The sequence below is a fragment of the Bradyrhizobium sp. WCU1 genome (assembly GCF_053474805.1).
Genome location: NZ_CM130280.1, coordinates 4,590,272 through 4,616,014, shown reverse-complemented (window position 1 = coordinate 4,616,014; position 25,743 = coordinate 4,590,272). Strand labels below are relative to the sequence as shown.

Below are 25,743 nucleotides of genomic sequence, written 5' to 3'. Positions count from 1 at the left end.
GGTCCCCCCAAATTCTTAACTCACCCCGAGGTGGTTGCCGTTACTTGGCTTTCTTCTTGTACATCGCCAGCATGCGCTGGGTGACCAGGAAGCCGCCGAAGATGTTCACGCAGGCGAAGATCAGCGCGACGAAGCCGAAGCCGCGGGCCCAGCCCGAGCCGCTCGACACCATGCCGACGCCGACCGCGAGCAGCGCACCGACCACGATCACCGAGGAGATCGCGTTGGTCACGCTCATCAGCGGCGTGTGCAGCGCGGGGGTCACCGACCACACCACGAAATAGCCGACGAACACGGCGAGGACGAAAATCGACAGCCGGAACACGAAGGGATCAACGGCCTGCGCGAGATGCTCCATGGCTTCTCTCCTTACTTCGGCTGGAAGTTGGGATGGATGACGGCGCCGTCCTTGGTCAGCGCGGTGGCCTTCACCAGTTCGTCGTCCCAATTGACCGCGAGTGCCTTGTTGGCCTTGTCGACCATCGTCTCGATGAACGAGAACAGGTTGCGCGCATAGAGGCTGGAGGCCGAAGCGGCGACGCGGCCGGCGACATTGGTGTAGCCGACGATCTTGACGCCGTCGGTCTCGACGACCTCGCCGGGCCTGGCGCCCTCGACATTGCCGCCGCGCTCGACGGCGAGATCGACCAGCACCGAGCCGGGCTTCATCGACTTCACCATCTCGCCGGAGACGAGTTTCGGCGCCGGACGGCCCGGAATCAGCGCGGTCGTGATCACGATGTCCTGCTTCTTGATGTGCTCGGCGGTCAGCGCGGCCTGCTTGGCCTGGTACTCCTTGGACATCTCCTTGGCGTAGCCGCCGGCGGTCTGCGCGTTCTTGAACTCCTCGTCCTCGACCGCGAGGAATTTCGCACCGAGGGATTCCACCTGCTCCTTGGTGGCGGGCCGCACGTCGGTCGCGGTGACGACGGCACCCAGCCGCCGCGCGGTCGCGATCGCCTGCAGGCCGGCGACGCCGACGCCCATCACGAACACCTTGGCCGCCGGAACGGTGCCGGCGGCGGTCATCATCATCGGGAAGGCGCGGCCGAACGCTTCGGCGCCCTCGATCACGGCGCGGTAGCCGGCCAGATTGGCCTGCGACGACAGCACGTCCATCACCTGGGCGCGGGTGATGCGCGGCATCAATTCCATCGCAAACGCCGACACGCCGGCATCGGCCATCGTCTTCAGCGCGGCCTCGTTGCCGTAGGGGTCCATGATCGCGATGACCAGCGCACCGCGCTTGTATTTGGAGAGTTCGGAGGCCTCGGGCCGCTTCACTTTGATGATGATGTCGGCATCCTTGAGCGCATCGGCGCTGACGGTGGCGCCCGCCGCGGTGAGCTCCGAATCAGGCAGGCCCGACTTGACACCCGCGCCCGGCTCGACCGCGACCTCGGCACCGAGCGCCTTGAACTTCTTGATGGTGTCCGGCGAAACCGCAACCCGCGGCTCGGACGGATCGATTTCCTTGGCAACGGCGATCTTCATGGGCCCTCCGGCGGCGCGAGCGGCGCACGCGTCTTAAAACTAGCGTTATTTTCGCCAGATTGGATACCCCGGTTTTTACAGCCGGGTTGAACAGGAATGCCGGCACCGCCGCGGGACGGCGATGCCGCTAGCCGACCGTAAGGATCAGACCAGGAAATAGGCCATCAGAGCGAGGAGGATGGCGACGCTGATCGTGCCCCATTTGACCAGCATGAGAAACCCTTCATAGGTCTGCTCATGTGCCACGTAGTCATTGCCGTCGGCGGTCGTATAGGCCACTTCGCTATGGTCTGCCATTGCTGTCCCCAGTCAGAAATTCGCGTTCTGCGAGCCATTACCGCAAACGGATTGGCAGGGCAACGGCGCGCTCCCTATCGGGTGATTTGGAGCGCAAATCGTCCCCGATTCACCCCTTAAGTGCCGGCCTTGCGGCCGCCGCTCGGGCAGGATCGATCTGCCGAACGCAGGTGTCATGGGATGGTCATGCCGCGAGGCGCAAAAAGCGCCGAACGAATCTGATCCGGACGGGCCGGAAGGCTGATGGGCCTCAGCCCATCGCCTCCAGCTCGTCGATCATGCCGGCGATCACGGACAGGCCGCCGTCCCAGAATTTCGGGTCCTTGGCGTCGAGGCCGAACGGCCGCAGCAGTTCGGAGTAATGCTTGGTGCCGCCGGCGGCGAGCATGTCGAGATAGCGCTCGGCGAAACCCTCGGACGCATGCTCGTAGACCGCATAGAGCGAGTTCACCAGGCAGTCGCCGAACGCGTAGGCGTAGACGTAGAACGGCGAGTGGATGAAATGCGGGATGTACATCCAGAACGTCTCGTAGCCCGGCTTGATCTCGATCGCAGGCCCGAGGCTCTCGCCCTGCACGCTGAGCCAGAGCTGGCCGATCCGCTCGGCGGTGAGCTCACCGTTCTTGCGCTCGGTGTGAACCGCGCGCTCGAATGAATAGAACGCGATCTGCCGCACCACGGTGTTGATCATGTCCTCGACCTTGCCCGCGAGCAGCGCCTGGCGCTGCTTGGCGTTCCTGGTCTGGGAGAGCAGCCGCTTGAAGGTCAGCATCTCGCCGAACACGCTCGCGGTTTCCGCCAGCGTCAACGGCGTCGGCGCCATCAGCGCGCCGTTCTTCGCCGCCAGCACCTGATGCACGCCATGACCGAGCTCATGCGCCAGCGTCATCACGTCACGCGGCTTGCCCTGGTAATTCATCAGCACGTAAGGATGCGCCGACGGCGTGGTCGGATGCGAGAACGCGCCCGGCGCCTTGCCGGGACGGACCGGCGCATCGATCCAGCGATCGTCGAAGAAGCGCTCCGCGATCTCGGCCATCCTCGGCGAGAAACCGTTATAGGCCGACAGCACCATGTTGCGCGCCTCGGGCCAGGCGATGGTGCCGGTCGCCGCGAACGGCAGCGGCGCGTTGCGGTCCCAATGCGGGAGCTTCTTCTTCTTGAACCAGCCGGCCTTCAACGCGTAGTAGCGATGCGACAGCTTCGGATAGGCCGCGCGCACCGAGGCGACCAGCGCATCGACCACTTCGCGCTCGACGCGGTTGTTGAGATGGCGGGAGTCGGCGACGTCCTGGAAGCCGCGCCAGCGGTCGGAGATTTCCTTGTCCTTGGCGAGCGTGTTGGTGATCAGCGCGAAAGTGCGCTCATTGTCCTTGAAGGTCTTGGCGAGCGCCTGTGCCGCCGCCTTGCGCTTGTCGCCGGCCTTGTCCTGCAACAGGTTCAGCGTCGGCTCGATGGCAAGCTCCTTGCCCGAGACCTTGAAGCGCAGGCCGGAGATGGTCTGGTCGAACAGCCGGTTCCAGGCGGCATAGCCGCTTTGCGCCTTTTCGTGGAACAGCTGCTCGACGCGATCCTCGAGCTGGTACGGCTTGTCCTTGCGCAGATCCTCGATCCACGGCCGGTAATGGCCGAGCGCCGGTTCGGCCATCGCGCGCTCGATCACGTCATCGTCGACGCGATTGAGCTCGAGCGAGAAGAACAAGAGATGCACCGACGCCGCCGTCAACCGTTCGGAGACATCGCCATAGAATTTCGAGATCGCCGGGTCGACGCTGTCGCCGGCATGGACCAGGCCGGCATAGGAGCCGAGACGACCGGCCAGGTCGTCGATCGCCTCGTAACGCCTGACCGCCTCGGCGAGCCACTTTCCGCCGCCTTCGCGAGCGGTATTTTCAGCAAGCTTACCCTTGTAGTCGGTCTCAAACGCGACGCAATCTGCATCCATTTTCTGCAGGTCGCGCCCGACTTCCGGCGCGTCGATACCGGAGTAGAGATCCGCCAGATTCCATTCCGGAAGCTTGCCGGTCTTGCCGGCGGCCGTTTTTGCCGCCGGTCCGCCTGCGGAGGGTTTGCGTTGGGCGCCGGTCTTGCGCATGGCGGCTTCCTTGCGGAGAGCGGCCTTGCTGGGAGCAGACTTGTTCGGGGCAGTTTTGGAGCGCGAGGTCATCTTGTTCGAAACCTTAGTTCAATCGGAAAGATGTCGGCGGCGGCGGAATAAGGGCGGGTTTGCAACGTTTAAGAGTGCGTTAATCGGCATCGGCGACATTGCCCCGATTCGAGACAAATAATCGTAGCGTGCGGGGAAAACCATGGCTGCCACCATTTTGATCGCCGATGACGACGCAGTACAGCGTCGTTTGGTTGAAAACATGGTGCAGAAGTGCGGCTATGAGCCCCTCGTCGTCGACAGTGGCGATGCGGCGATTGCGGCCCTGACCGCATCCGAGACGCAGGCGATCGATGCCGTCGTGCTCGACCTCGTGATGCCGGGCCTCGACGGCCTCGGAGTCCTCGCAAAGATTCGTGAAGCTGGTTTGAACGTCCCGGTCATCGTGCAGACCGCGCATGGCGGCATCGACAATGTGGTGTCGGCGATGCGCGCCGGTGCCCAGGACTTCGTCGTCAAGCCGGTCGGCTTCGAGCGGTTGCAGGTCTCCCTGCGCAACGCCCTCAACGCGTCGGCGCTGAAAGGCGAATTGCAGCGCATCCGCCACAGCCGCGAGGGCCGGCTGACCTTCTCCGACATCATCACCCGCAGCGAGGCGATGGCCGGGGTGCTGCGCACGGCGCAGAAAGCCGCATCCTCGACGATTCCCGTGCTGATCGAGGGCGAATCCGGCGTCGGCAAGGAACTGTTCGCGCGCGCCATCCACGGCAGCAGCGAGCGCAAGGCCAAGCCGTTCGTCGCGGTGAACTGCGGCGCGATTCCGGACAATCTCGTCGAATCGATCCTGTTCGGCCATGAGAAGGGCGCCTTCACCGGCGCCACCGAACGCCACCAGGGCAAGTTCGTCGAGGCTCATGGCGGCACCCTGTTCCTCGACGAGGTCGGCGAATTGCCGCTGGCGACGCAGGTCAAGCTGCTGCGCGCGCTGCAGGAAGGTACCGTCGAGGCGGTGGGCGGACGCAAGCCGGTCAAGGTCGACGTCCGCATCATCTCGGCGACCAACCGCAAGCTGCTCGACCTCGTGAAGGCCGGCGAGTTCCGCGAGGACCTGTTCTACCGCCTGCACGTGCTGCCGCTGACCATTCCGGCGCTGCGGCAGCGGCGCGAGGACATCCCGCATCTGCTGCGGCATTTCCTGGCGCGGTTCTGCGCCGAGGAGAACCGCAACATCACCGGCATCAGCGGTGATGCGATGGCGCATCTGGCGCAGCTCGATTGGCCCGGCAACATCCGTCAGCTCGAGAACACGGTGTATCGCGCCGTTGTCATGAGCGACGGCGACCAGCTCGGGCTCGCCGACTTCCCGCAAAGCTCGGCGCATCCGGCGCCGGAAGGAAAGTCCTTTCAGGGCGAGCCGCTGGTGGTGTCGCCCTCCACCGCGCCCGCCATGATTCCCGGTAATGAAATACCGACGTCGACTGCCCTCCCCACTGCCGGCGGCCTCTCGATGCTCACTGCTGCGGGCGAGGTGCGCCCGCTAGAAGATCTCGAGAACGAGATCATCCGCTTTGCGATTTCGCATTATCGCGGCCAGATGTCGGAGGTCGCGCGCCGCCTCAAGATCGGCCGCTCGACCCTCTACCGCAAGCTCGACGAAGCCGCGGCCGGCGCGCGCAGCAACGACGCCGGCTAAGCCCCGAGGCCGATGAGGCGATACCAGGGAACCTTTTGAACCGTGTCCCTCCGGTGACAGACAAAGGCTGTGCCGCGTGGCAAAAACGCACAGCCCGAGCGAAATCAGCCGCTTCGAGGTCAGTTTGTCGTGAGTTGCCCCGCATGGCGCTGGCTGCACAAGAGGGGCAAATGTATCGTCTGCGTTTGTTGCGTGCAGGCATACGAGTCGATCAAGAGGCCGGCGCTTTCGCGCAAGCTATGAAACCAATACTGATTTGAACTGTTCCAGAATCTGGGAGCAGTTCCACCCAGGGGGTGCGAAAATGCGTGACTGTTCGAACAACCGTCGAGGATTTGACCGCGTCTTGATGGCCGTCGCGGCAACCTTCCTCACGGTGTCCGCGACCACGGCTTTCGCACAAGACACGCCCCGCTCGAGCGCCTCGGAACTTGCGATCGACGCCGCGATCCCGCGCCCCGAACCGGCCAACGTCCCGCCGCCCACCGCGAGCGATTTCAAGGCCGACACCACCGCCGCGCTGCCCGACGCGGCCAAGCCGGCCGACGCGAAGCCCACCGATGTGCAGGCCACCGAAGCCAAACCGGTTGACGCAAAGCCGGCGGAGCCGAGCGCGACCGCAAAGGCCGTGGAGCCCGCTGACGCGCCGAAGGCCGATGCACCGAAGACCGACACCGCTGTTGCGCCGCCTGCAGCGGCACCCGCGCCTGCCACCGCAACGGCGCCCGCCGCAGCTCCGGCTCCCGCGACGGCCGCGGCCCCTGCGATTGAACCGGCGAAGGCCGCGAGCAATGTTGCCGTCGAGGATCAACCGGTCGCCGGCAAGGTGCGCGAACTGCTCGCCAGCAAGACTCTGCGCACCTTCGATCGCAAGAACGAGCGCGCGGCCGCAGAGAAATTCTATTCGGCCCGCGACTATGCGCCTGTCTTCACTAAGGCCGGCCAGCTGACCGACGCCGGCAAGGGCGTCATCGCCCGCCTGAAAGACGCGGCTGCCGACGGCCTCGATGCAGCAGATTATCCGGTGCCGGATTTCGCCGCAGCGTCGACCCCCGATGCGCTGGCCGACGCCGAGCTGAAGCTCGCGGCCAGCATGCTGGACTATGCGCGCCAGGCCCAGAGCGGCCGCATGCATTGGTCGCAGGTGTCGGCTGACATCCTCTATCCGGAGCACCCGATCGATCCGGCGGAAGTGTTCGCCAATGTGACCTCGGCCAAGGACGCCTCGGCCGCACTCGACAGCTACAACCCGCCGCAGAAGCTCTACAAGGAGCTGAAGAAGAAGCTCGCCGAGCTGCGCGGCCAGGGCGACGGCCCGGTCATCACGATCGCGGACGGTCCGGCGTTGAGATATGTGCCGGCGCGCAAGAAGCAGGCCGCGGTCGAGATGGACGATCCGCGCGTGCCGGACCTGCGGGGCAAGCTCGGCATCACCGAGAATGCCGACAGCACGAAGTATGACGCGCAGGTCGCGAAAGCGGTCGAGAAGTTCCAGAGCAGCGTTGATCTCAAGGCGACCGGCGTGCTCGACGAGCGCACGGTGAAGGCGCTGAACAATCCGAAGCGCGACCGTCAGATCGACACCGTGCTCGTCAACATGGAACGCTGGCGCTGGCTGCCGCGCCAGCTCGGCGCCGCCAATGTCGGCAATGCCTATGTGATCCTCAACATCCCGGACTATACGCTGAAGGTGATGCAGAACGGCGCGCAGGTCTGGACCACGCGCGTGGTGACCGGCAAGCCCGGCCAGCATGCCACGCCGCTGCTGACCGAGACGATGAAGTACATCACGGTCAACCCGACCTGGAATGTGCCGCCGTCGATCATCTACAACGAATATCTGCCGGCCCTGCAGCAGGACCCGACGGTGCTGCAGCGCATGGGCCTGAAGCTCGAGCGCAACCGCGACGGCTCGATCCATGTCTCGCAGCCGCCCGGTGAAGCCAATGCGCTCGGCCGCATCCGCTTCAACTTCCCGAACAAGTTCCTGGTCTATCAGCACGACACGCCGGACAAGTACCTGTTCGCGAAGGACGAGCGCGCCTTCAGCCATGGCTGCATGCGCGTGCAGAACCCGGATCAGTACGCATCCGTGCTGCTCAACATCACCGAGCCGAACCAGCACTACACGCCGGAGCGGATCCGCAGCATGTACGGCTCGAGCGAAGTCGATCTGAAATTCCCGACGCCGATCCCGGTCAACATCACCTACCAGACCGCCTTCGTGGACGATGCCGGCAAGCTGCAAATCCGCCGGGACATCTACGGCCGCGACGCCACCATGCTGTCGCTGCTCAAGAACAGCCGCGGCAAGGATCTTGAAACGGTGGTGGCGCACGCCCAGCCGAGCTACGCGCGGCCGCCGAGCAGCAGCCTGCCCGCAGGCGTCAACGTCGCCGGCGACAACAGCGGGTTCGGCTCCTCCGGACCGAACTTCTTCGAGCGCCTGTTCGGCGGCTTCGGACAGCCGGAGCCGCAGCCGGCCCGCCGCGGTCAGGCCCAGCAGCAGCGCCGGGTGATCACCCGCTGATCCGAGCACCGGCGCGATTCGGATAAATATTGCTGCAAAATCAACGATCTCGTTCAAAAAACGAGATCGTTTACGTTAACCATTTCCGGTGTCGGCCGGGGAACTGGGCTATCTTTTGCCACACTCGCCCAGTTAGTTAAGCCTAACTTGGGGGCGGGTCGGTAAACCTCGGTTAACCCTCCCGCTTTAAGAAAGCGTTCACCGTCTTCCGCAGGGGGTCTGCGAGGATGCCGAGCGAACGCTCGTCGACTGGGTGGGCTCATAGTGCTGGCTGTCTTCGCACGCCGCTTCAAACCGCTGTTGCTGCCTAAGGCCGGGTACCAAGCTGGCCTGACCGCGCTGTTGCTTTTGGCCGGCGCGGGATCGGTGCACGACGCGACGGCGCTGAACCAGACCCGCACGCTCTCGTTCCACCACACCCATTCCGGCGAAGACCTCACCGTCACCTTCAAGCGCGACGGCCGCTACGACGAAGCCGCGCTGAAGCAGCTCAATCACTTCCTGCGCGACTGGCGCTCCCAGGATGAGACGGTGATGGACCGTCATCTGTTCGACATCCTCTGGGAAGTCTACGGCGACGTCGGCGGCAAGCAGCCGATCCAGATCATCTCGGCCTATCGCGCCCCTGCCACCAACGCCATGCTGCGCCGCCGCTCCTCGGGCGTCGCGCGGCACAGCCAGCACATGCTGGGGCACGCGATGGACTTCTTCATTCCGGGCGTGCCGCTGGAGCAGATCCGCTACGCCGGCCTGCGCCTGCAGCGCGGCGGCGTCGGCTTCTACCCGACCTCCGGCTCGCCGTTCGTGCATCTCGACACCGGCGGCATCCGCCACTGGCCGCGAATGACCCGCGAGCAGCTGGTCAAGGTGTTCCCCGACGGCCGCACCGTCCATGTCCCGACCGACGGCACGCCGCTGAAGGGCTACGAGCTCGCCAAGGCTGACATCGAACGCCGTGGCAATGGCGACGATGCCGCCATCATCAGCAAGCCGACCCTGTTCGCAAAGCTGTTCGGGGGCGGCAAGTCGGGTGACGATGAGGACGAAGGCGGGGCCAGCGTGAACGACAAGCCCGCCGCCAACACGGTGGTTGCGGCCGCGGCTCCCGCCAAGCCTGCGGATACCAAATCCGCCGATCCGATTCCGCTGCCGCGCGCCAAGCCGCAATTCGCCGCCGCGATCCAGCTCGCCGCCGCCGACGCGCAGCTCGTTCCGACGCCAAAGGCCAAGCCGGCGATGCAGGTGGTGCAGACCGCCGAGAACACCGCGCCGCAATCGCCCGCCGACATCATCAATGCCCGCGGCTTCTGGGGCGACGAAACGGCCGCGCCGAAGCAGGCGTCGGCCGCACAGATCGCCGCGCTGAAGGCCCGTGAGGCGGTCGGCGGCGCCGATCCGCAGACCACGGCCAGCGCGACCGAGAACTTCAACAAGGCGCTCGCCTATGCGCCCGCCACGTCGTCGCCGGTCGATCGCGCCAACATCGTCGCAGCGACCGCACCGATCCCACGCAACGTGCGTCCGGCACGCAATGCTGCGGCGCCTAGCACCGAAATCAACACCGTCGTCGCGAAGGGCGCGCCCGGCCAGGGCGTCATCACAACGTCGGCGCGGATCTCGGCCGCCAAGGGTAACGATGTCTGGATGCGCGTGGTGATGCTGGCGCCGAGCGCGAGCAATGCCATGCTGACCACGGTGCTTGGCGACACCGACATGAGCACGATGCGGGCTCACTTCGTGAAGCCGCAGGCCACCGTCGCCATGACTTTCTCGGAAGATCCGATGATGGGTATGACCTGCGATCACTTCTCGGGCTCCGCGACCACCCCCCTGACCACCCAGTCCTTCGTGCTGCGCACCGCCTCGCTGCGCTAAAGCGCGATAAGATTTGGTTGAATCATCATCGCGCTTTTGACCTTTGTTTGAGCATGATCTTTTCGGAAAACCGCTTCGCACTTTTCCGGATCATGCTTTAGCTCATCCCGAAAGCCGTTTGATCAAGCCGGTAATCCTGCCTTACGCAGGCCGGCCTCGTAGCGCGCCCGGTCGGGCTCGCGCTTCATCACCTCGGCCGCATGGGCTGTCGCCGCCACCGAGTTGCCCATCTGCGCCAGGGTTGCGGCGAGGAACGCGTGATGGGTGTGGTCGGGCCGCGTGATGCGCCGTCGACGATCACATCGCCGAGATTGATGCCGATGCGAAACTGCATCCACCGCGCCGGCGCGACGTCGGTATTGCGTTTGGCCATCCGGCGCTGCACCTCGACCGCGCACAGCACCGCATCGACGACGCTGTGAAATTCGACCAGCATGCCGTCGCCGGTGGTCTTGATGATGCGGCCGCGATTCTTGGCGATGGCCGGATCGATCAGCTCGATTCGATGGGTCTTCAGGCGCGCAAGGGTGCCCGTCTCGTCAGCCTCCATGAAGCGGCTAAAGCCGACCATGTCGGCGGCGAGGACCGCAGCGAGCCGGCGCTCTGGTCCTGGCACGTCCATCTGAACGATCTGCCCGGTTGCCTTACCGCCAGTCTAGCAAATCAGGGGATGTCGCCCAAGCCGCCATAGCGGCTCCGCAGATGCCATCGGGAGTACCTTGGACGAGCGGCCTGACGGCGTCAGGCCCGCCCGCCTGCCGCCTCAGGCCCCGCGCGCCCGTGTGAGGGTTTCCGAGGGCATCTCGCCATATGCGCGGCTATAACATCTGGCGAAGTCGCTCAGATGCCAGAAGCCGTTGGCACGCGCGGCCGCGGTCACGGTCAGGAGCGGACTTCCTTTGACGAGGAGCTTGCGGACCGACCACATCCGCTTCGACCGAAGGTGCTGATGCAGGCTGACGCCGCAAATGTGCTGCACGGCAGTCTGGAGCGTCCGAACGGAAACGCCGAGCGTCTGTGCGAGACCGGTGCTGTAGAGGTCGGCTTCCCCGACAGCCGCCACCAGTTCATCCAGGCGCTCGACGAGCTTCCGATGCCGGTCGAACGAACCGGGAAGCACCCGCTTGACGCTATCCTGGACCAAGGCGTTGTCGAGCCCGGCGATGAGCGTTTCCTGCAGTTGCCCGCTCAACAACTCGAATTCCCTGAGATCCCTGCAGCCGGAAGCCAGGCAAAACATGTCCAGGATCGCCGATCGCAGCGCCAGCATCTTCGCCGGCGCCAGCCTGAACAGCTCGATTCCCCCATCGAACTCGGCCCATCCGCGATTGCTCATGTCGGAACCGAATCGCAGCATGAGATAGGTGTTCGCATGCCGTTCGACGACGTCGACGGGCACCCGACCACGGATGACCCCGATCGTGGAATCGCCAACCGCGTTGCCGTTCATCGTTGCATGGAAGGCGAGAGGAATGACGAGCCCAACCCCGCGATTTGCTCCGAGATCTCCCTCCATCCGCCGGGCGAACGATCGCTGCAGCACGAGAAGGCAGTCAGGAAGCGCAAGGATACTCCGCGAAGCCGAGATAGGCGACGAATCCAGCGGCGTGCTTCTCATTCCGCCGATGACATCATTGGGACGAAACTCATCGAAGCTGTTGAAGCGTTCGACACGCAGCACCGGCGAAGGATCGATCCAACGGACAGGCATCGTGGGCTCCTACGAAATCGGGTGGTCGAGCAACGCCTCGCTCGAGCGTACAATTCCCTTCATCAGTTCGACCGCCGACCGGAAGCTGTCCTCGCCGACCTGTCCGGCCAGTTTCGCCTGCACATCCCTCCAGCGCGGCAGCGCGCGGGACAAGGTTTTCCGGCCCTTGGCTGAGATCGAGATGTCGCGCACGCGGCGGTCTGCTCCCGGCACGATCCTGACCAGACCGCGGCGCTCGAGGATCGTGACGTTGCGAGCGAGCGCGCTCGGATCCATCGACATCCTCCCCGCAAGAGCCCCCATGGTCACGGTCGCCTGCCGCGCACAGGCTACGAGCAGCATGAATTGCGTCGGCTCCAGCCCGACCGGCGCGAAGGCCTCGGCATAGAGCCGGGTGATCACACGGCTCGCCTTCCGGACATTGAATGCGGCGCAACAACTGCCGACAGCGGCGAGTTCCTCAGGCGTCGGCGAGATGTCGTGCGTCATCAAGAATCCTTTTATAGGCATATACCTTGAATTTATATGCATATGCCGTTTTTAAATGGTTAAGCACAAGATTCCATGATCTTGCCGGATTCCGATAATCTGATTGATTGGCCGATTAAGACAGCTCGCTCAATATCCCCCTGCAACGAGGTCAGCACCGAATGCGTGCCAGGGGAGAAACCCAAATGCCGGACATCGTGAGACTTGATCGACGCAAGCGGCAGCTGCCCGAACGACCACTGACGCACTGCGCAAAGCCTGTCGACGCATCCGAGCTCTGGAGTGCCCGGCGACAGAAGGCGCGGGAAGCGCTTCAGGAAGCAATTTTTGCCCTTCAGATAAGCCACGCGCGAACGTCGATCATGATCGAGAAGATCGAGGACGAAGAGAGCCGGGAAAAGCTGCAATCCCAATCTGCGCGGGTAAGCACCTTGATCGACCTCGCCTGGTGTAGACTCGGCGATATCTGATGCGGTGCCGCCACGAGCGGCAGCGGAGGCGACCGGCGATCACCGAGCGGCCCCACCGCCGGATAGATCGACGATGCGATAGCGGCCATCGGTTCGATCAACGGAGCACGAACATCAGGACGGCCGCCACCCCCATCACGACGGTTGCGATCCAGCCGAGCAGCACCGTTACCCAACCTGAGACATACGGTCCCATCACCGAACGCTTCGATGCCAACAGGATGATGACGGCCATCAGCGGCACGGCGACAACACCGTTAATCACGGCGCTCCAGAACAACGCTTTCATCGGGCTGACCGGCGAATACTGAATGAGCAATCCGGCGATGACGCTGAACGCGATCACGCCGTAGAAGGCCCGCGCGTCCCGCACCTCCTTCTCGAGGCCTTCATTCCACCCCATCGCTTCCGCGAGCGCGTATGCCGAAGATCCTGCAAGGACCGGCACGCCGATCAGGCCGACGCCGACGATGCCCATTGCGAACAGGATGAAGGCGAAATCTCCGGCCAGCGGCCGCAACGCGCTCGCCGCCTGCGCCGCGGTCTCGATGTTCGTGATTCCCGCCACATGCAGCGTCACGGCGGTCGCCAGAATGATGAAGTAAGCGGTGATGTCGGAATAGAACATGCCGCTCCAGGTGTCCCACTGGATGCGCCGTAACTCTTTCGATGCAGCAGAAGAATCGGACACGAGCCCCGCCTTGCCTTGCGCCAGCATATCTTCCACTTCCTCGGAAGCCTGCCAGAAGAACAGGTACGGACTGATGGTCGTCCCGAAGACGCCGACGACGACAGCCGCGCTGTCCGCCGTGAATGGCAACCTCGGCCATACGGTATCTCGGAGCACCTGTCCCCAGGGCACGTGAACGGTGAGCAGAACGCCCGCATAGGCAAGGAGCGAAAGGGTTAGCCATTTCAGGAAGAAGACGTAGCGATGATACGGAACGAAGACCTGAAGCAGGAGTGTCGTGACGACAAAGGCCACGGCCATCGCATGCGCATTGAGCCCGCTCACGAGCTCGCCGACCTCGCCCATGGCCGCGACGTCGGCCCCGATATTGATGGTGTTTGCGATCAATAGAAGGAGAACGACGCCCTTGAGAACGACCGGCGGGAACTCGGCCTTGATGTTTGCGGCCAGGCCCCGGCCCGTGACCCTGCCGATCCGCCCGCACATGGATTGAATCGCCGCCATGAGCGGAAACGCCAGCGGCATCGTCCACAGCATGCCCGTGCCGAATTGCGCTCCCGCCTGGGAGTAGGTGGCGATACCGCTGGGATCGTCGTCAGCGACGCCGGTGATCAGCCCCGGACCCAGCCGCGCCAGCGGATGGGCCTTGAGGCGCGCGCGGCCAGACTGGAGGACGTCGGACAGGTTTGCGATAGTGCCACGCCGCGCGGGCAACTTCGGCCTGCTTGCGTCGATGATCCCTAGCCTGTCGGCACGTCGTCGTACACGCTGCATGCCTGCTCCCAGCTTTCGCTGCTTCTATAGCTTGCCGCACCGGGAGAGGAATTGAGCCGCGTCAAGCGCCGCCATCCGGATTGCGCCAGATCAACGCCCCGGATGATCAGTCATGCCAAAGTTCGGGTTGTTGTTCAGAGGAAGCCCGGGACATGCAGCACCTCTTCAGCTCGGTCCAACGCTGGTTCAGTGTTTTGGGATGGCAGGACATTGCGTCCGCCCCGTTCGACTGCGTGATCGAGCTCGCCGTGATCGACGACAAGCGACATCCGTTGGGCTTCCCCTGCATCCGGCGCGTGGACGGATTGTTCAATCTAAGCACAATGCAGGCCGTGTCGACGTCGCCGACGCACTGGCGCTATTGGCAGGCCGACGTGCTGCCGATGTGCTGTTGCTGACCGTGGCCCGGCTCGCCTCCATCGGCAGGTTGGCTTCCGTTCTGCTCTTGCGGCAACGAGCCGCACAATCCGGTCGACGGACCAACTGGACGCTGCTGCTGGCGCTCGCCTGCACGGCGCTGACCATCGCAGCTGCAGCCTCACTGGTGTATTTTCACTATCTGGATCGGCCGTGATCGCTCGCCGGCTCGTCGTCAGCGATGGCTCGCCAGGCCGCGCCGTCAAGGTCGTCATACTGTCCGCTCTTCAGCGACCAGAGGAAGCCGAGCAGGCCGACAAAGCCCAACGCAAGAGCAAGCGGCACCAGGATAATCAGAACTTCCATCAGACCACCTCCCTCGCACGCGCCCTCAGCGCATTGAGCATCACGATGACCGACGAGCCCGACATCGCCGCCGCGGCGATCAGAGGTGTGACCAGCCCGGCGATCGCGATCGGTACCGCCAGAACGTTGTAGACGACGGCAAGCGAGAGGTTCTGTCGCATCAACCGGAGCGCCCTGCGAGACACCTTGACCGCCGCCAGCACCGGCGCGAGACGATCGCCGAGAAACACCGCATCAGCCACCGCCTGGCTCATATGCGTGGCCGTAACCGGCGACATCGAGGCGTGTGCCGCAGCCAATGCCGGCGCATCGTTCAGACCGTCGCCGACCATCAGCACCCTACAGCCCTGACCCACCAACTGCTCGATCCGACTGATCTTGTCGACCGGGGAGACCCCGGCACGCCATTCGTGCACGCCGAGCATCTTGGCCGCGAGCTGGACCGCAGGCTCGCGGTCCCCTGACACGATCTCAACGGCGATGCCCATGCGGACCAACCCAGCCACGACCTCGGCCGCGTCTGGCCGCAGCCGTTGTCGAACCGCGAAGGCGTATCTGCTCTCGCCATAGCTGAACGCGACGACTGAGGCTTCCGGGTCGTTGCACAGAATCTCGTTGGCGAGTTCGCCGGCGCCACAGAATGACGGACGACCCAGCCGGATCGGACGTCCGTCATGAAGGCCGTGAACACCCTGGCCCGGCTCTTCCTGGATGTCCGGCAGCGGCGCCGCCGCTCCGGCGTGGCGCGCGACTGCGGCGGCAACGGGGTGGCGGCTCGACAGCGCCAGACGTCCAGCGAGCCGCACGACGTCCTCGGGAATCTCAGCGAGATTGGCAACATCGAGCTCCGGCAGGGTCAGGGTTCCGGTCTTGTCGAAGATCACCCGGTCGATCTCGGCGATGCGCTCGATCGCATCGCCGGCATTGAGCAGCACCCCGGAACCAAACAGCGCGCCTGACGCAACGGTCTGCACCGTCGGAATGGCAAGGCCCAGCGCGCAAGGACAGGTGATGATCAGGACTGCGATCGCCGTCACGATCGAGTCATGAAAGCTCGCGCCGTAGGCCAGCCAACCCAGCATCGTGAGCAATGCGGTCGCGTGCACGACGGGGGCATACAGCCTCGATGCCCGCTCCGCGAGCCGCAGATAGCGCGAACGCGCCTGCAGCGCGCGATCGAGCAGCCGGGATATTTCATCGAGCAGCGTGCCGCCGGAGGCCGCGGACGCCCGGACGCGCAACGTGCCGGAGCGGATCAGCGTACCAGCGAACACCGCGCTGCCGGGCGCGACCATTGACGGCAAGGTTTCGCCCGTAATCAGGCTCTGATCGACCTCCGATCGCCCTTCGATCACATTACCGTCGACCGCGCAGCGCTCGCCGGGCCGCAACAGCACGATGTCGCCCGGCCGGATCGCGGCCGCCGGAACCGTGCTGATTTCGGTTGGGCTGATGAACTTCGTCGCCGTCTCCGCCTTCAAGGCCGCGAGGTTACCGGCAAACGCGCGAGTGCGCCGCCGCATGTTCTGATCGAGATAGCGACCGGCGAGCAGGAACGCGACCAGCATGATCGCCGCATCGAAGTAGGCATGCTCGGCATGATTGATGGTCTCGATCACCGAGGTCGCCAACGCCAATACGATGCCGATGCTGATCGGCACGTCCATGTTGACGCCGCGCGCCCGCAGCGCTGACAGTGCCGAGGTGAAAAAGGGCTGAGCCGAATAGGCCACCGCCGGCAGCACGATCAGCGCCGACAGCCAGTGGAAGAAGTCGCGCTGCTCCGGCAACATGTCCGAAACGTTGCCGGACCACACCGGGATCGACAGCATCATCACGTTCATTGCCGCGAAGGCGGCGACACCCAACCGGCGCAACAAGCCCTGCGCGCGCTGCGCTTCCAATGTTTCGGCATCATCGCGTTGGAACGGATAGGCCTTGTAGCCGAGTTCGGCGAGCCTGTTCACGAACAGTGCCGGATCGAGCGCGCCCGCTTTCCATTCCAGCGCCAGACGACTGTCGGTCAGGTTGACGCGGGCGGAAGTGACGTCCGGAATGGTCGACAGGTTGCGCTCGATCTTGGCCATGCAGCCCGCGCAGTTGATGCCTTCGACCGCGAGATCGAGATGAATGAGCCCGCCGCCCGCGCTCTTCAGGTAATGTGAAAAATCGATCTCCGCCTGCATGGGGCCACCCTCAATTCAGGACGACGCGGTTCTTCGACAGGAACATGCGCCGGCCTTCGGCATCGCCCTCGATCACGAGGTCCCACTGCCCCGCGCTGATGCCTTCTGCGCGGCCATGAAAACTTCCCGAGCCCGCTTCGGTGACCTCGATCGCCCGGTCAGCACGCCGATCGGTAGGGCGTTGGAGACGGGCGAGAAAGTTCAGTCCAGCCAGTGGCGCGCCGGCATGGTCGCGCGCTTCGATTGCGACTGCGGCAGCGCCGTCGGGCCGCCGCTCGATATGCGCCTGGACTTGCCAGCCGCGCTCGTTCTGCTGCCGCGCTGCCAAGATCTCGCGCTGATAGGCGAGGCTGGCGCTGTAGGCGCTGTCGACCTCGGTGCCCGGCAGCGTCGTGATGGCGAACCGCATCATGACCATGTTGACGCTGATGACGACTGCGAAGAACGCGACCGTCGTGATCAGGACGAAGCGTCCGGTGATGGGTCGCGCGGTTGAGCTTGTGGCTGCCATGATTGAATTCCGCCGTTATGGGAGAACGAAATGGTCGGTTGCGGACGCCACTTCTCCAAGACCGATATCTGTGACGCGGAAGGTGACCGGCACGGACTTTTCGGCCTTTTCATCGAACGGCGCCGTCACCAGCACACGGAGTTCGGTGGTGGCGTCGCGGCCGAGGATGATCATCGGCCGGTCTGGCGTGACGGAATCTGCGCCGATGACGTGAAGCTTGGCCTCGGCCGGGCCGTCGACATCGATCGCGATCACGCGATCGAAACCGCGCTTGTTGAGGAACCGCAAGGTGTAACCGTTGCGGGTCGCCCCATCGCTGAGCCGCACGGCGATCGGATTGCGGTCGTGCAGCACGTTGACGTCGAGCAGCGTCCGCGACATCAAGGCGTAGAGCATGACGGCGCAGACCACGGTGATCAGGCCGGCGTAAACGACGGTTCGCGCCCGCACCGGCTTGAACACCTCCTGCATGCCGCCGATACGGCGCTGCACATTGATGTCGTTGTCGTATCCGATCAGGCCGGTCTTGCGGCTCACCTTGGTCATGACGGCGTCGCAGGCATCGATGCACAGGCCGCACTGGATGCAGCCCAGCTGTGCGCCATCACGGATATCGATGCCGGTCGGACATACGGCAACGCACTGGTTGCAATCGATGCAATCGCCTGCCTTGTCGCCGAGCGCACGGATGTCGAACGCCTTCTTCACCGAGCAGCGCGGCTCGCCGCGATCATACTTGTAGGTGACGTTGAGCGCCCATTCGTCGGTCAGGGCGGCCTGAATGCGCGGCCACGGGCACATATAGACGCAGACCTGCTCGCGCATGTAGCCCGCCAGCAAATAGGTCGATGCAGTCAGGATCGCGATCCAGACATAGGCAATCGCCGGAGCCTGAAACGTCGCCAGATTGCGCACCAGCGTCGGCGCATCGTCGAAATAGAGCACCCAGGCGCCGCCGGTCCACCAGGCGATCATCAGCCAGATCGCGTGCTTCAGCACCCGGCGACCGGCGCGACGCGCGGTCATCGGTCCGGAATCGGCCTTCATCTGCGCGCGACGGTCGCCTTCGACCAGGCGCTCGACCGCATAGAACAGATCGGTCCAGACCGTCTGCGGACACAGATAACCGCACCAGATTCGACCGCCCAGGGCATTCATCAAGAACAGGGTCAGCGCAGCCAGCACCAACAGGCCGGTGAAGTAGTAAACCTCCTGCGGCCACAGCTCGATGAAGAAGAAATAGAAACGGCGGTTTGGAAAATCGATCAACACCGCCTGGTCAGGCGCGCCGAGGCCTCGATTCCAGCGTACGAAAGGCAGCAGGTAGTAAATGCCGAGACAGACGGCCATCAGCCGCCATTTGATCGAGCGGAACCGGCCCGACACGCTCTGCGGGTACACTTTCTTGCGGGGCGCGTAGAGCGGCCCGTCTTCGTCGGTTATGAGTTCATCAGGCGACACGGGCTTGTTCATCGGTCTGCTCGAACGAGGCTTCGATTGCAGCCTACATTCCTGCGCCGGGTGCCAATTGACCTCGATCAACGGCCCCCGGATCGGCGCGGGAGGCGGCTACTTGCCGCCACCCAGGGAGTGCACGTAGACCGCCATCGCTTTGACGGTGACCGGGTCCAGACGACCCACCCAGGCTGGCATGACGCCGGCACGGCCGTTGGTGATGGTTTCGACCAGCGTGTCCTCGTCGGAGCCGTAGAGCCAGATCTTGTCGGTCAAGTTCGGCGCGCCGACCTCCTGGTTGCCTTTGCCGTCTTCACCGTGGCAGCTCGTGCAGTTCTCGGCGAAGATCTTCTTGCCCGCCGCCGCGTCGAACTTGGGCGCCGTGGAAAGGCCGGACAGCGAACGCACGTAGTTGGCCACCGTGACGATTTCGTCCTTCTTGAGAACCCCGTCGCGGCCAAACGCGAGCATCTGCCCCTCATGCGCCTTGGGGTTCCCCGAGCGTGCGCCGAACTGGATCGTCTGCATGATCTGATCGAGCGTGCCGCCCCACAGCCAGTCGTCGTCGTTCAGGTTGGGATATCCCTTTGCACCGGCACCCCCGCTGCCATGGCAAGGCGCGCAGTTGTCGGCAAACACGGTCTTGCCGCGTGCACGAGCCAGCGCCAGCAGGGCCGGATCCTTCTCGATGTCGGCGAGCGACGCGCTGCCGAGAACCGCCATCTTCTCGCCGCGCAGTTTCTCCAGATCGGCAAGGTCGGTCGCGACACTCGCGCGCGTCGAATACTGGAACAGCCCCGTGGTGTAGCCCGAGACCAGCGGCCAGGCCGGGTAGACGATCCAGTAGCCGATCGCCCAGATGATCGTCGCATAGAATGTCAGGACCCACCACCGCGGCAGCGGCGTATTGAGCTCCTTGATGCCATCCCATTCATGACCGGTGGTGCTGCGGCCGGAAACGCGGTCAATCTCGTCGTGCTCGCTCATGATCGGTCAGTCCTCACGCAGCGGCATGCGGGCTGCGGCGTCGAATTGGGCCTTGTTGCGGGGCCAAAGCGCGTAGGCGACGATGGCGATGAAGATTCCAACGAAGACGGGCGTCCAAAGCGTGCTGATCAGGTTCGACGCCAGGCTCTCGATTTGAATGATCGCTTTCATGCTCGCCCCTCAGCGCAGGTTGGCTTTTTCGTTGTAGAGCTTGAAGTCGACGAGCGTGCCGAGCATCTGCAGATAGGCGATCAGCGCGTCGAGTTCGGTCGGATTGCCGGCCTTGCCGTCGAAGTTGCGGACCAGGGCCTTCGGATAACGCTTCTGGAACGCGTCGGAGCCCGGGCCGTCGGGATCGGTCTGCGCCTTCAGATCGGCGGCCGCATTGGCGATCTGCTCTTCGGTATAGGGTACGCCGATCGCGCGGCTCGTCCGCAGATGGGCCGCGATGTCGGACAGATCGAGTTCCGTCCTTGCGAGCGAAGGATATCCGGGCATCACCGATTGCGGGACGATCGACCGCGGATTGATCAGATGCGTGACGTGCCAATCGTCAGAATACTTGCCGCCGACGCGTGCGAGGTCCGGCCCGGTTCGCTTGGAGCCCCACTGGAACGGATGGTCGTACATGCTTTCCGCAGCGAGCGAATAGTGGCCGTAACGCTCGACCTCGTCGCGCAGCGGCCGGATCATCTGCGAGTGACAGAGATAGCAGCCCTCGCGGACATAGATGTTGCGACCGGCGAGCTCGAGCGGCGTATAGGGGCGCACGCCGTCAACTACCTCGATCGTGCTCTTCAGGTAGAACAGCGGCGCGATCTCGACGAGCCCGCCGATGGCAATGACGGCGAGAATGCCGGCGATCAGGATGATCGAGTTCTTCTCAAAGATCTTGTGTCGGTTCCAGAGAGACATTGCGCGACCTATTCGGCGGGCTGGAGGGCACCGGCCCCCTCGGTTTCGCTGGCTTGGCCGGCATTGACCGTCATCCAGAGATTGAAAGCCATGATCAGGGCGCCCACCAGGAACAGCGCGCCGCCGGCGGCACGGATGATGTAGAAGGGGTGCATGGCCTCGACGGATTCGATGAAGGAATATTCGAGGAAGCCAAGCGACGTATAGGCGCGCCACATCAGGCCCTGCAGGATCCCCGACACCCACATCGCGGAGATGTAAAGCACGATGCCGATGGTCGAGATCCAGAAATGCCAGTTGACGAGCTTCAGGCTGTAGAGCTGGCGGTTCCACAGCCAGGGCACCAGGCAGTAGAGCGCGCCGAACGAGACGAAGCCGACCCAACCAAGCGCACCCGAATGCACGTGCCCGATCGTCCAGTCGGTGTAGTGGCTCAGCGAGTTGACCACCTTGATCGACATCATCGGACCTTCGAAGGTCGACATGCCGTAGAACGCGACCGACACCACCATCATACGCAGCACGGGATCGGTACGCAGCTTGTCCCAGGCTCCCGACAGCGTCATCAGGCCGTTGATCATGCCGCCCCAGGACGGCATCCAGAGCATGATCGAGAAGGTCATGCCGAGCGTCTGCGCCCAGTCCGGTAGCGCCGTGTAGTGCAGGTGATGCGGACCGGCCCAGATGTAGAGGAAGATCAGCGCCCAGAAATGGATGATCGACAGCCGGTAGGAATAGACCGGACGCTCCGCCCGCTTCGGGATGAAGTAGTACATGATCGCGAGGAAGCCGGCGGTCAGAAAGAAGCCGACCGCGTTGTGGCCGTACCACCACTGGAACATCGCATCCTGCACGCCGCCCCAGGCGATGTAGGATTTCGAGCCGAGGAAGGAGACCGGCAATGCGGGATTGTTTCCGAGATGGAGCACCGCAATCGTGATGATGAACGCAAGGTAGAACCAGTTCGCGACGAAGATGTGCGGCTCCTTGCGCTTCACCAGCGTCATCAGGAACACGAGCAGATAGGTCACCCAGACGATCGTCAGCCAAAGATCGGCATACCATTCCGGCTCGGCATATTCCTTCGACTGAGTCACGCCGAGCAGGTAGCCCGTGCCGGCGATCAAGATGAAGAAGTTGTAGCCGACCACGACGAACCAGGGCGACAGGTCGCCGGCAAGGCGCGTGCGGCAGGTCTTCTGCACGACATAGAAAGACGTTGCGATCAGGACATTGCCGCCGAATGCGAAGATCACGGCAGACGTATGCAGCGGCCGCAATCGGCCGAATGTCGTCCAGGGCAGATCGAGATTAAGCGCCGGCCACGCCAGCTGCATCGCGATGATCAGACCCACAGTGAAGCCCGCGATCCCCCAGAACATCGCCATCGCGGAAGCAAACTTGATCGGCCCGAGATTGTAATTGGGGCGCCCACCGATCTCAGCCGGCGGCGGTTCGGCCGGACGATCAAGGTAGCGGTTGCCGATCACGATCACGGATATCAGGCTGGCAGCGCAGCCAAGCGCCGCGTGAAAGCTGAACGCTGCATCGTGCCCCATCGCCGCACCGAGGAGACAAGCAAACGCAAAAACTGCCAGCCCCGATACCAAGCCGGCTTCGCCCATCGTCATCGACTTTGCAACAGAAGACGGACTGGTCATGTGGAGGCTTTCCTTGGCTGCGATGACGTCATGGGAACCACAATCTCGCCGGCATCCGCTTGATCGGCATCAATTCCGACGCTACGCCGCTCTGCACTGGCAACGCGGCTCAGCGCGGTCAGGGTGAATTCGTTCGGACAATACTTTGCCGGACTGGCGCGCCTCTCCCGCGCTAGGTCGCCGGCACAGCGCGCCGTCTCACGGCACAGCCCACAAACACGCTGCAGATCGCGCAGCACATCACTATGAGACGAAGCGAGCGCTTGTTCTGACAGGCCTGCATGCTTGAGGCGCTTGTACAGCAATTCCGGCGAGCCACGGCCGCGCGCCAAGGCTCGAAGATCCGATGCCGGAAGATTGAGCTCGTGGGCAATCTCATCGACCTCCCGAGCGGTCATCAGATCGAATTCGTGGCGGCGGGCGAGAAATGCTCGCAAGCGCGCGACGAGACTCTCGAATTGCGGCGAGCTATTGCTAACTGGTCGATCGGCCATTTTTTGCACCCCTTCGTTCCAGCCTTAGCGGATGGCTCGGATTCCGATTTGATGTGAGTCAACCACGCGCCATCACGCTCGCTGAGCTTTGAATGCTACCCGAGGTCACTACCCACCCCATGCGGACGGCAACGCCGACGGCATTCGAAGCTCCATCGAATCCGCAAAGATCGTCCAGTCGCGAACGCCCTTCTGTCTGCAGAAGTCGGCCTCGGCGAGCTGCGCGGCGGCGGAGAGCGTGGTGGCATCGACCTTGAACGCCGCCTGACAGGCACGGTGTTCGTGGCCGGTGTCGTCGCAAACGGTCTTGATGAAACGAATATCAAAGGACGGCATGGCACCCTCGCATGTGGGCTGATTCTTTGGTTGCCGATGCTGCTATCGAAGTGAGTATCCCGCTTTGATCTGCCGCAACGGAATGCGATCCAAATGCAGATTTCGTATCGTGAGAGACGCATCGAAATCATGCGCCTTCCGCCGCGAGCTTCCGTCCATATGCGCCACGACAGCTGCAATGCGATGGAGGCGGGCAAGATCGACGGGCACGAAGGCCAGATCGCTCTACTTGCGGAGAGACTCCTCGTCCGGGGACGGCGCTCGGGTCGACGGTGGCGACGCCGCGCCACCGCTCACGGTCCATGCCGACGCTGCGACTGCAAAGCCCACGATCGCGCAGATTATCAGCAGTGTTGCAGCCACCCCCAAGGTATCCGCACCGATCGTCGCGATCACAGCCAATGGAATCAGCATGTTTGCGAGTCGGACGGTCAACCTGCCATCCCGTGCGTTGCTCGGGCGGCAGCCACCCGCTCGTCTTCCGCGGACTGGATATAGAACCCGGAATAGGTGTCGACGTAGCACAGATGATCGTGCACTTCCTTGACGCCGGCAGTATTCTCCGCGGCGACGATAGCGGCCTGCCTGGCCCGTTCGTCCATGATGACGCCCCGGAGGTGCACCACGCCGTTGTGGACCGAGACCTGCAGACCGAGCGGACACCAATTCGCAGAATCGAGCGCGCGCACGATGCGGTCGTAGATGTGCTTGTCGTCCGCCGTGGGGTCGGGAATCTCGTGAGCGATGGACGCTACTGCCCGCAACAGATCGGATCGTGTAACAATGCCTACGAGCCGCCCGTCGCGCATCACCGGCAGCCGCTTGATGCTCTTCTTCTCCATCAGCCCAACCAGCTCTGACAAAGGCGCTTCTTCGGTCACGGTGACGGGATCATACGACATGATCTCTCCGACCCTCCGTCCGCGCTCGTGGACGAAGTCCGTCGCCGCGCTGCCCGAGCCGAGAAGGAATCGAAGCCAGCGAGGGCGGCGGCGCTGCGTGCCGATCTCGCTTCGGCGCAAGAAATCGCTTTCCGACAGGATGCCGACCAACCTTCCGGCCGCATCGACCACCGGCAAGCCGCTGATGTGATGATCCAACATCAACTTGGCGGCATCGAGAATGGAGGCCTCGGTTCCGACCGTGATGACATGTCCCGCCATGATCTGATGTGCGCGCACTGCCGTTCTCCCTTCAAGGCTTGGCAGCAAACCCTCACATCAAATCGGTCTATTCGCTTTGATCTTTCTCAACGTCCGCTGTTGACGGGGATCGAGGCGCGGCAGCCCCTGATCGGAGATACGGGCGTCCCGTCGAGAGAAGAGAACCACGCTGCAGAACCTGCTCGCCTCGATCGGAGTTCTCGCGATCGCTGTCGTGATCCTGGCCCGGATCCTCCTGTCGGCAGGGCGTCCCTTACTCAGGCAGCCTGCAGGAACTGGCAACCTGCCAACCGCGGACCGCTTTAGCCCGCGCGCGCCGATTGGTTCGCTCATGCGAAATCTTTGACCTGCGTCAATGCGGAGCTGTGCGCCGCCGCTAGAAAGTTGTCATCCGTCGGGATCGTGCAAATGGCAGACGTAAGGGCTTGGCGCCCCATTCTATTCTTGTGTCCAAATACCGGTGATCGAGTTCAGGGCTTGCTTCCCGGCGACACATCCGAACCTGTGGCAGACGATTTGCATACGATTTCCTGCGCAGCGTGCGACGGCGTCCATTTCATCAACCTGAGAACCGGTGCGGTTATCGGGTCTGAACGCGCTTAGGTTGTCGGCCAGCCGCTACGGGCCGGATGCCATCGAGTTGACACATATCAACATACAAGCGCCGTCAGCATGGGAAGCAGAACCTCCCTCAACGAAGGATGTCGAACATGACAGACCGCAGCGAAACCCCTCCCATCGCCGACGCCATCCAGAGCACCGCGAAACGGGCGATGGCCGTACAATCGGAATTTTCGGAGAAGCTGATCGAGGCGAATCAGCATTGGTTCGAGCAGATCCAGATCGAATCAAACGAAGCCTGGGAGCTGTTCCGCAAGTTCAACTCCACTGCCTCCGTGGCAGAGAAGATCACCGCTCTGCAGGACTGGACCAAGGGCGTCACGGCGCGCACCGCGCAGGATGCAACGTACGCGATCGAGATCGCGCGCTCGCTCGGTTTCATCGAGCTCAACCTGTTTGGGCGACGGACCGGTGGCGCCGACCGGGCGGCTCAGGAGGCTGCCTGACGTGCCAGCACACGATGCTCCAGAGCGCCCGGAGGCCCGCGCCAGCGAGACATGGGAGGGGGTCGCCACCGCCCCCTTCGATCGAGACCTCGAGCTCGCCGTCATCGAAGGTAA

The 25,743-nt window shown here is 63.6% G+C and carries 25 protein-coding genes and 1 pseudogene; 7 read left to right on the top strand and 19 right to left on the bottom strand.

Translation table 11 applies throughout. The annotated features are described in order from the left end of the window. Positions 1-40 precede the first annotated feature (40 nt). From ACTUWL_RS21310 to ACTUWL_RS21295, 4 genes are all read right to left on the bottom strand, one after another. Positions 41-358 (bottom strand): proton-translocating transhydrogenase family protein, encoded by a 318-nt coding sequence (locus tag ACTUWL_RS21310; RefSeq protein ID WP_016841609.1) that lies wholly within the window; start codon positions 356-358, stop codon positions 41-43. An 11-nt stretch (positions 359-369) separates the two neighbouring features. Then, positions 370-1,494 (bottom strand): Re/Si-specific NAD(P)(+) transhydrogenase subunit alpha, encoded by a 1,125-nt coding sequence (locus ACTUWL_RS21305; RefSeq protein ID WP_021078551.1) that lies wholly within the window; start codon positions 1,492-1,494, stop codon positions 370-372. Positions 1,495-1,638: 144 nt separating this feature from the next. Next, positions 1,639-1,791 carry an aa3-type cytochrome c oxidase subunit IV gene (locus tag ACTUWL_RS21300; protein WP_021078552.1) on the bottom strand — a complete coding sequence of 51 codons (153 nt, stop codon included), beginning with the start codon at positions 1,789-1,791 and terminating at the stop codon, positions 1,639-1,641. A gap of 250 nt (positions 1,792-2,041) precedes the next feature. Next, complete coding sequence (locus ACTUWL_RS21295; protein WP_021078553.1) at positions 2,042-3,958, bottom strand: M3 family oligoendopeptidase; 1,917 nt, start codon at positions 3,956-3,958, stop codon at positions 2,042-2,044. Positions 3,959-4,100: 142 nt separating this feature from the next. Between ACTUWL_RS21295 and ACTUWL_RS21290 the strand changes: the two genes are divergently transcribed. From ACTUWL_RS21290 to ACTUWL_RS21280, 3 genes are all read left to right on the top strand, one after another. Beyond that, positions 4,101-5,591: a sigma-54-dependent transcriptional regulator gene (locus ACTUWL_RS21290; RefSeq protein ID WP_021078554.1), complete on the top strand. Its 1,491-nt coding sequence runs from the start codon at positions 4,101-4,103 to the stop codon at positions 5,589-5,591. A gap of 304 nt (positions 5,592-5,895) precedes the next feature. After that, positions 5,896-8,121, top strand: coding sequence for a L,D-transpeptidase family protein (locus ACTUWL_RS21285; RefSeq protein WP_021078555.1), 2,226 nt, complete (start codon positions 5,896-5,898; stop codon positions 8,119-8,121). 264 nt (positions 8,122-8,385) lie between these two features. Next, positions 8,386-9,996 (top strand): DUF882 domain-containing protein, encoded by a 1,611-nt coding sequence (locus ACTUWL_RS21280; protein WP_021078556.1) that lies wholly within the window; start codon positions 8,386-8,388, stop codon positions 9,994-9,996. A 289-nt stretch (positions 9,997-10,285) separates the two neighbouring features. Here the strand turns inward: ACTUWL_RS21280 and ACTUWL_RS21275 are convergent. The 3 genes and pseudogenes from ACTUWL_RS21275 to ACTUWL_RS21265 all read right to left on the bottom strand — a co-directional run. Next, positions 10,286-10,618 (bottom strand): annotated as a pseudogene (locus ACTUWL_RS21275) (adenylate/guanylate cyclase domain-containing protein); the annotation flags it as partial. Between the two features lie 141 nt (positions 10,619-10,759). Next, positions 10,760-11,707, bottom strand: a complete 948-nt coding sequence (locus ACTUWL_RS21270; RefSeq protein ID WP_021078558.1) for an AraC family transcriptional regulator — start codon at positions 11,705-11,707, stop codon at positions 10,760-10,762. A gap of 9 nt (positions 11,708-11,716) precedes the next feature. Next, on the bottom strand, positions 11,717-12,196 hold the full coding sequence (locus ACTUWL_RS21265; protein ID WP_021078559.1) for a MarR family winged helix-turn-helix transcriptional regulator: 480 nt from the start codon (positions 12,194-12,196) through the stop codon (positions 11,717-11,719). A 185-nt stretch (positions 12,197-12,381) separates the two neighbouring features. Between ACTUWL_RS21265 and ACTUWL_RS21260 the strand changes: the two genes are divergently transcribed. Beyond that, positions 12,382-12,666, top strand: coding sequence for a hypothetical protein (locus ACTUWL_RS21260; protein ID WP_021078560.1), 285 nt, complete (start codon positions 12,382-12,384; stop codon positions 12,664-12,666). A gap of 97 nt (positions 12,667-12,763) precedes the next feature. On the opposite strand, the gene ACTUWL_RS21255 is transcribed toward ACTUWL_RS21260, so the two are convergent. Beyond that, positions 12,764-14,131, bottom strand: coding sequence for an NRAMP family divalent metal transporter (locus tag ACTUWL_RS21255; RefSeq protein WP_021078561.1), 1,368 nt, complete (start codon positions 14,129-14,131; stop codon positions 12,764-12,766). Between the two features lie 152 nt (positions 14,132-14,283). Between ACTUWL_RS21255 and ACTUWL_RS21250 the strand changes: the two genes are divergently transcribed. Both ACTUWL_RS21250 and ACTUWL_RS21245 read left to right on the top strand, forming a co-directional pair. After that, the gene (locus tag ACTUWL_RS21250; RefSeq protein WP_021078562.1) at positions 14,284-14,529 is read left to right on the top strand and encodes a hypothetical protein; all 246 of its coding nucleotides are present in this window, start codon (positions 14,284-14,286) and stop codon (positions 14,527-14,529) included. Continuing rightward, entirely contained in the window at positions 14,517-14,705 is a 189-nt protein-coding gene (locus tag ACTUWL_RS21245) for a hypothetical protein (protein ID WP_035651084.1), read from the top strand. The genes ACTUWL_RS21250 and ACTUWL_RS21245 overlap by 13 nt, the downstream gene beginning before the upstream one ends. Here ACTUWL_RS21245 and ccoS read toward each other — a convergent pair. The 11 genes from ccoS to ACTUWL_RS21190 form a co-directional block, all read right to left on the bottom strand. Next, on the bottom strand, positions 14,687-14,854 hold the full coding sequence (gene ccoS / locus ACTUWL_RS21240) for a cbb3-type cytochrome oxidase assembly protein CcoS (RefSeq protein WP_021078563.1): 168 nt from the start codon (positions 14,852-14,854) through the stop codon (positions 14,687-14,689). The genes ACTUWL_RS21245 and ccoS overlap by 19 nt on opposite strands. After that, on the bottom strand, positions 14,854-17,040 hold the full coding sequence (locus ACTUWL_RS21235; RefSeq protein WP_021078564.1) for a heavy metal translocating P-type ATPase: 2,187 nt from the start codon (positions 17,038-17,040) through the stop codon (positions 14,854-14,856). The genes ccoS and ACTUWL_RS21235 overlap by 1 nt, the downstream gene beginning before the upstream one ends. 10 nt (positions 17,041-17,050) lie before the next feature. Continuing rightward, entirely contained in the window at positions 17,051-17,551 is a 501-nt protein-coding gene (locus tag ACTUWL_RS21230; RefSeq protein ID WP_021078565.1) for a FixH family protein, read from the bottom strand. Between the two features lie 15 nt (positions 17,552-17,566). Further along, entirely contained in the window at positions 17,567-19,024 is a 1,458-nt protein-coding gene (gene ccoG, locus ACTUWL_RS21225; RefSeq protein ID WP_021078566.1) for a cytochrome c oxidase accessory protein CcoG, read from the bottom strand. Positions 19,025-19,120: 96 nt separating this feature from the next. Then, positions 19,121-19,993 carry a cytochrome-c oxidase, cbb3-type subunit III gene (gene ccoP / locus ACTUWL_RS21220; protein WP_021078567.1) on the bottom strand — a complete coding sequence of 291 codons (873 nt, stop codon included), beginning with the start codon at positions 19,991-19,993 and terminating at the stop codon, positions 19,121-19,123. A 6-nt stretch (positions 19,994-19,999) separates the two neighbouring features. After that, positions 20,000-20,164, bottom strand: a complete 165-nt coding sequence (locus ACTUWL_RS21215; protein ID WP_021078568.1) for a cbb3-type cytochrome c oxidase subunit 3 — start codon at positions 20,162-20,164, stop codon at positions 20,000-20,002. A 9-nt stretch (positions 20,165-20,173) separates the two neighbouring features. Beyond that, on the bottom strand, positions 20,174-20,908 hold the full coding sequence (gene ccoO, locus ACTUWL_RS21210) for a cytochrome-c oxidase, cbb3-type subunit II (protein WP_021078569.1): 735 nt from the start codon (positions 20,906-20,908) through the stop codon (positions 20,174-20,176). A gap of 8 nt (positions 20,909-20,916) precedes the next feature. Further along, entirely contained in the window at positions 20,917-22,539 is a 1,623-nt protein-coding gene (gene ccoN / locus ACTUWL_RS21205; protein ID WP_168471112.1) for a cytochrome-c oxidase, cbb3-type subunit I, read from the bottom strand. A gap of 26 nt (positions 22,540-22,565) precedes the next feature. Then, positions 22,566-23,063 (bottom strand): hypothetical protein, encoded by a 498-nt coding sequence (locus ACTUWL_RS21200; RefSeq protein WP_158267775.1) that lies wholly within the window; start codon positions 23,061-23,063, stop codon positions 22,566-22,568. Positions 23,064-23,171: 108 nt separating this feature from the next. Then, positions 23,172-23,399 carry a hypothetical protein gene (locus ACTUWL_RS21195; protein WP_021078571.1) on the bottom strand — a complete coding sequence of 76 codons (228 nt, stop codon included), beginning with the start codon at positions 23,397-23,399 and terminating at the stop codon, positions 23,172-23,174. Positions 23,400-23,830: 431 nt separating this feature from the next. Next, the gene (locus ACTUWL_RS21190) at positions 23,831-24,580 is read right to left on the bottom strand and encodes a CBS domain-containing protein (protein WP_021078572.1); all 750 of its coding nucleotides are present in this window, start codon (positions 24,578-24,580) and stop codon (positions 23,831-23,833) included. Positions 24,581-25,272: 692 nt separating this feature from the next. Between ACTUWL_RS21190 and ACTUWL_RS21185 the strand changes: the two genes are divergently transcribed. Continuing rightward, positions 25,273-25,629, top strand: coding sequence for a hypothetical protein (locus ACTUWL_RS21185; RefSeq protein ID WP_021078573.1), 357 nt, complete (start codon positions 25,273-25,275; stop codon positions 25,627-25,629). Positions 25,630-25,743: the final 114 nt, after the last annotated feature.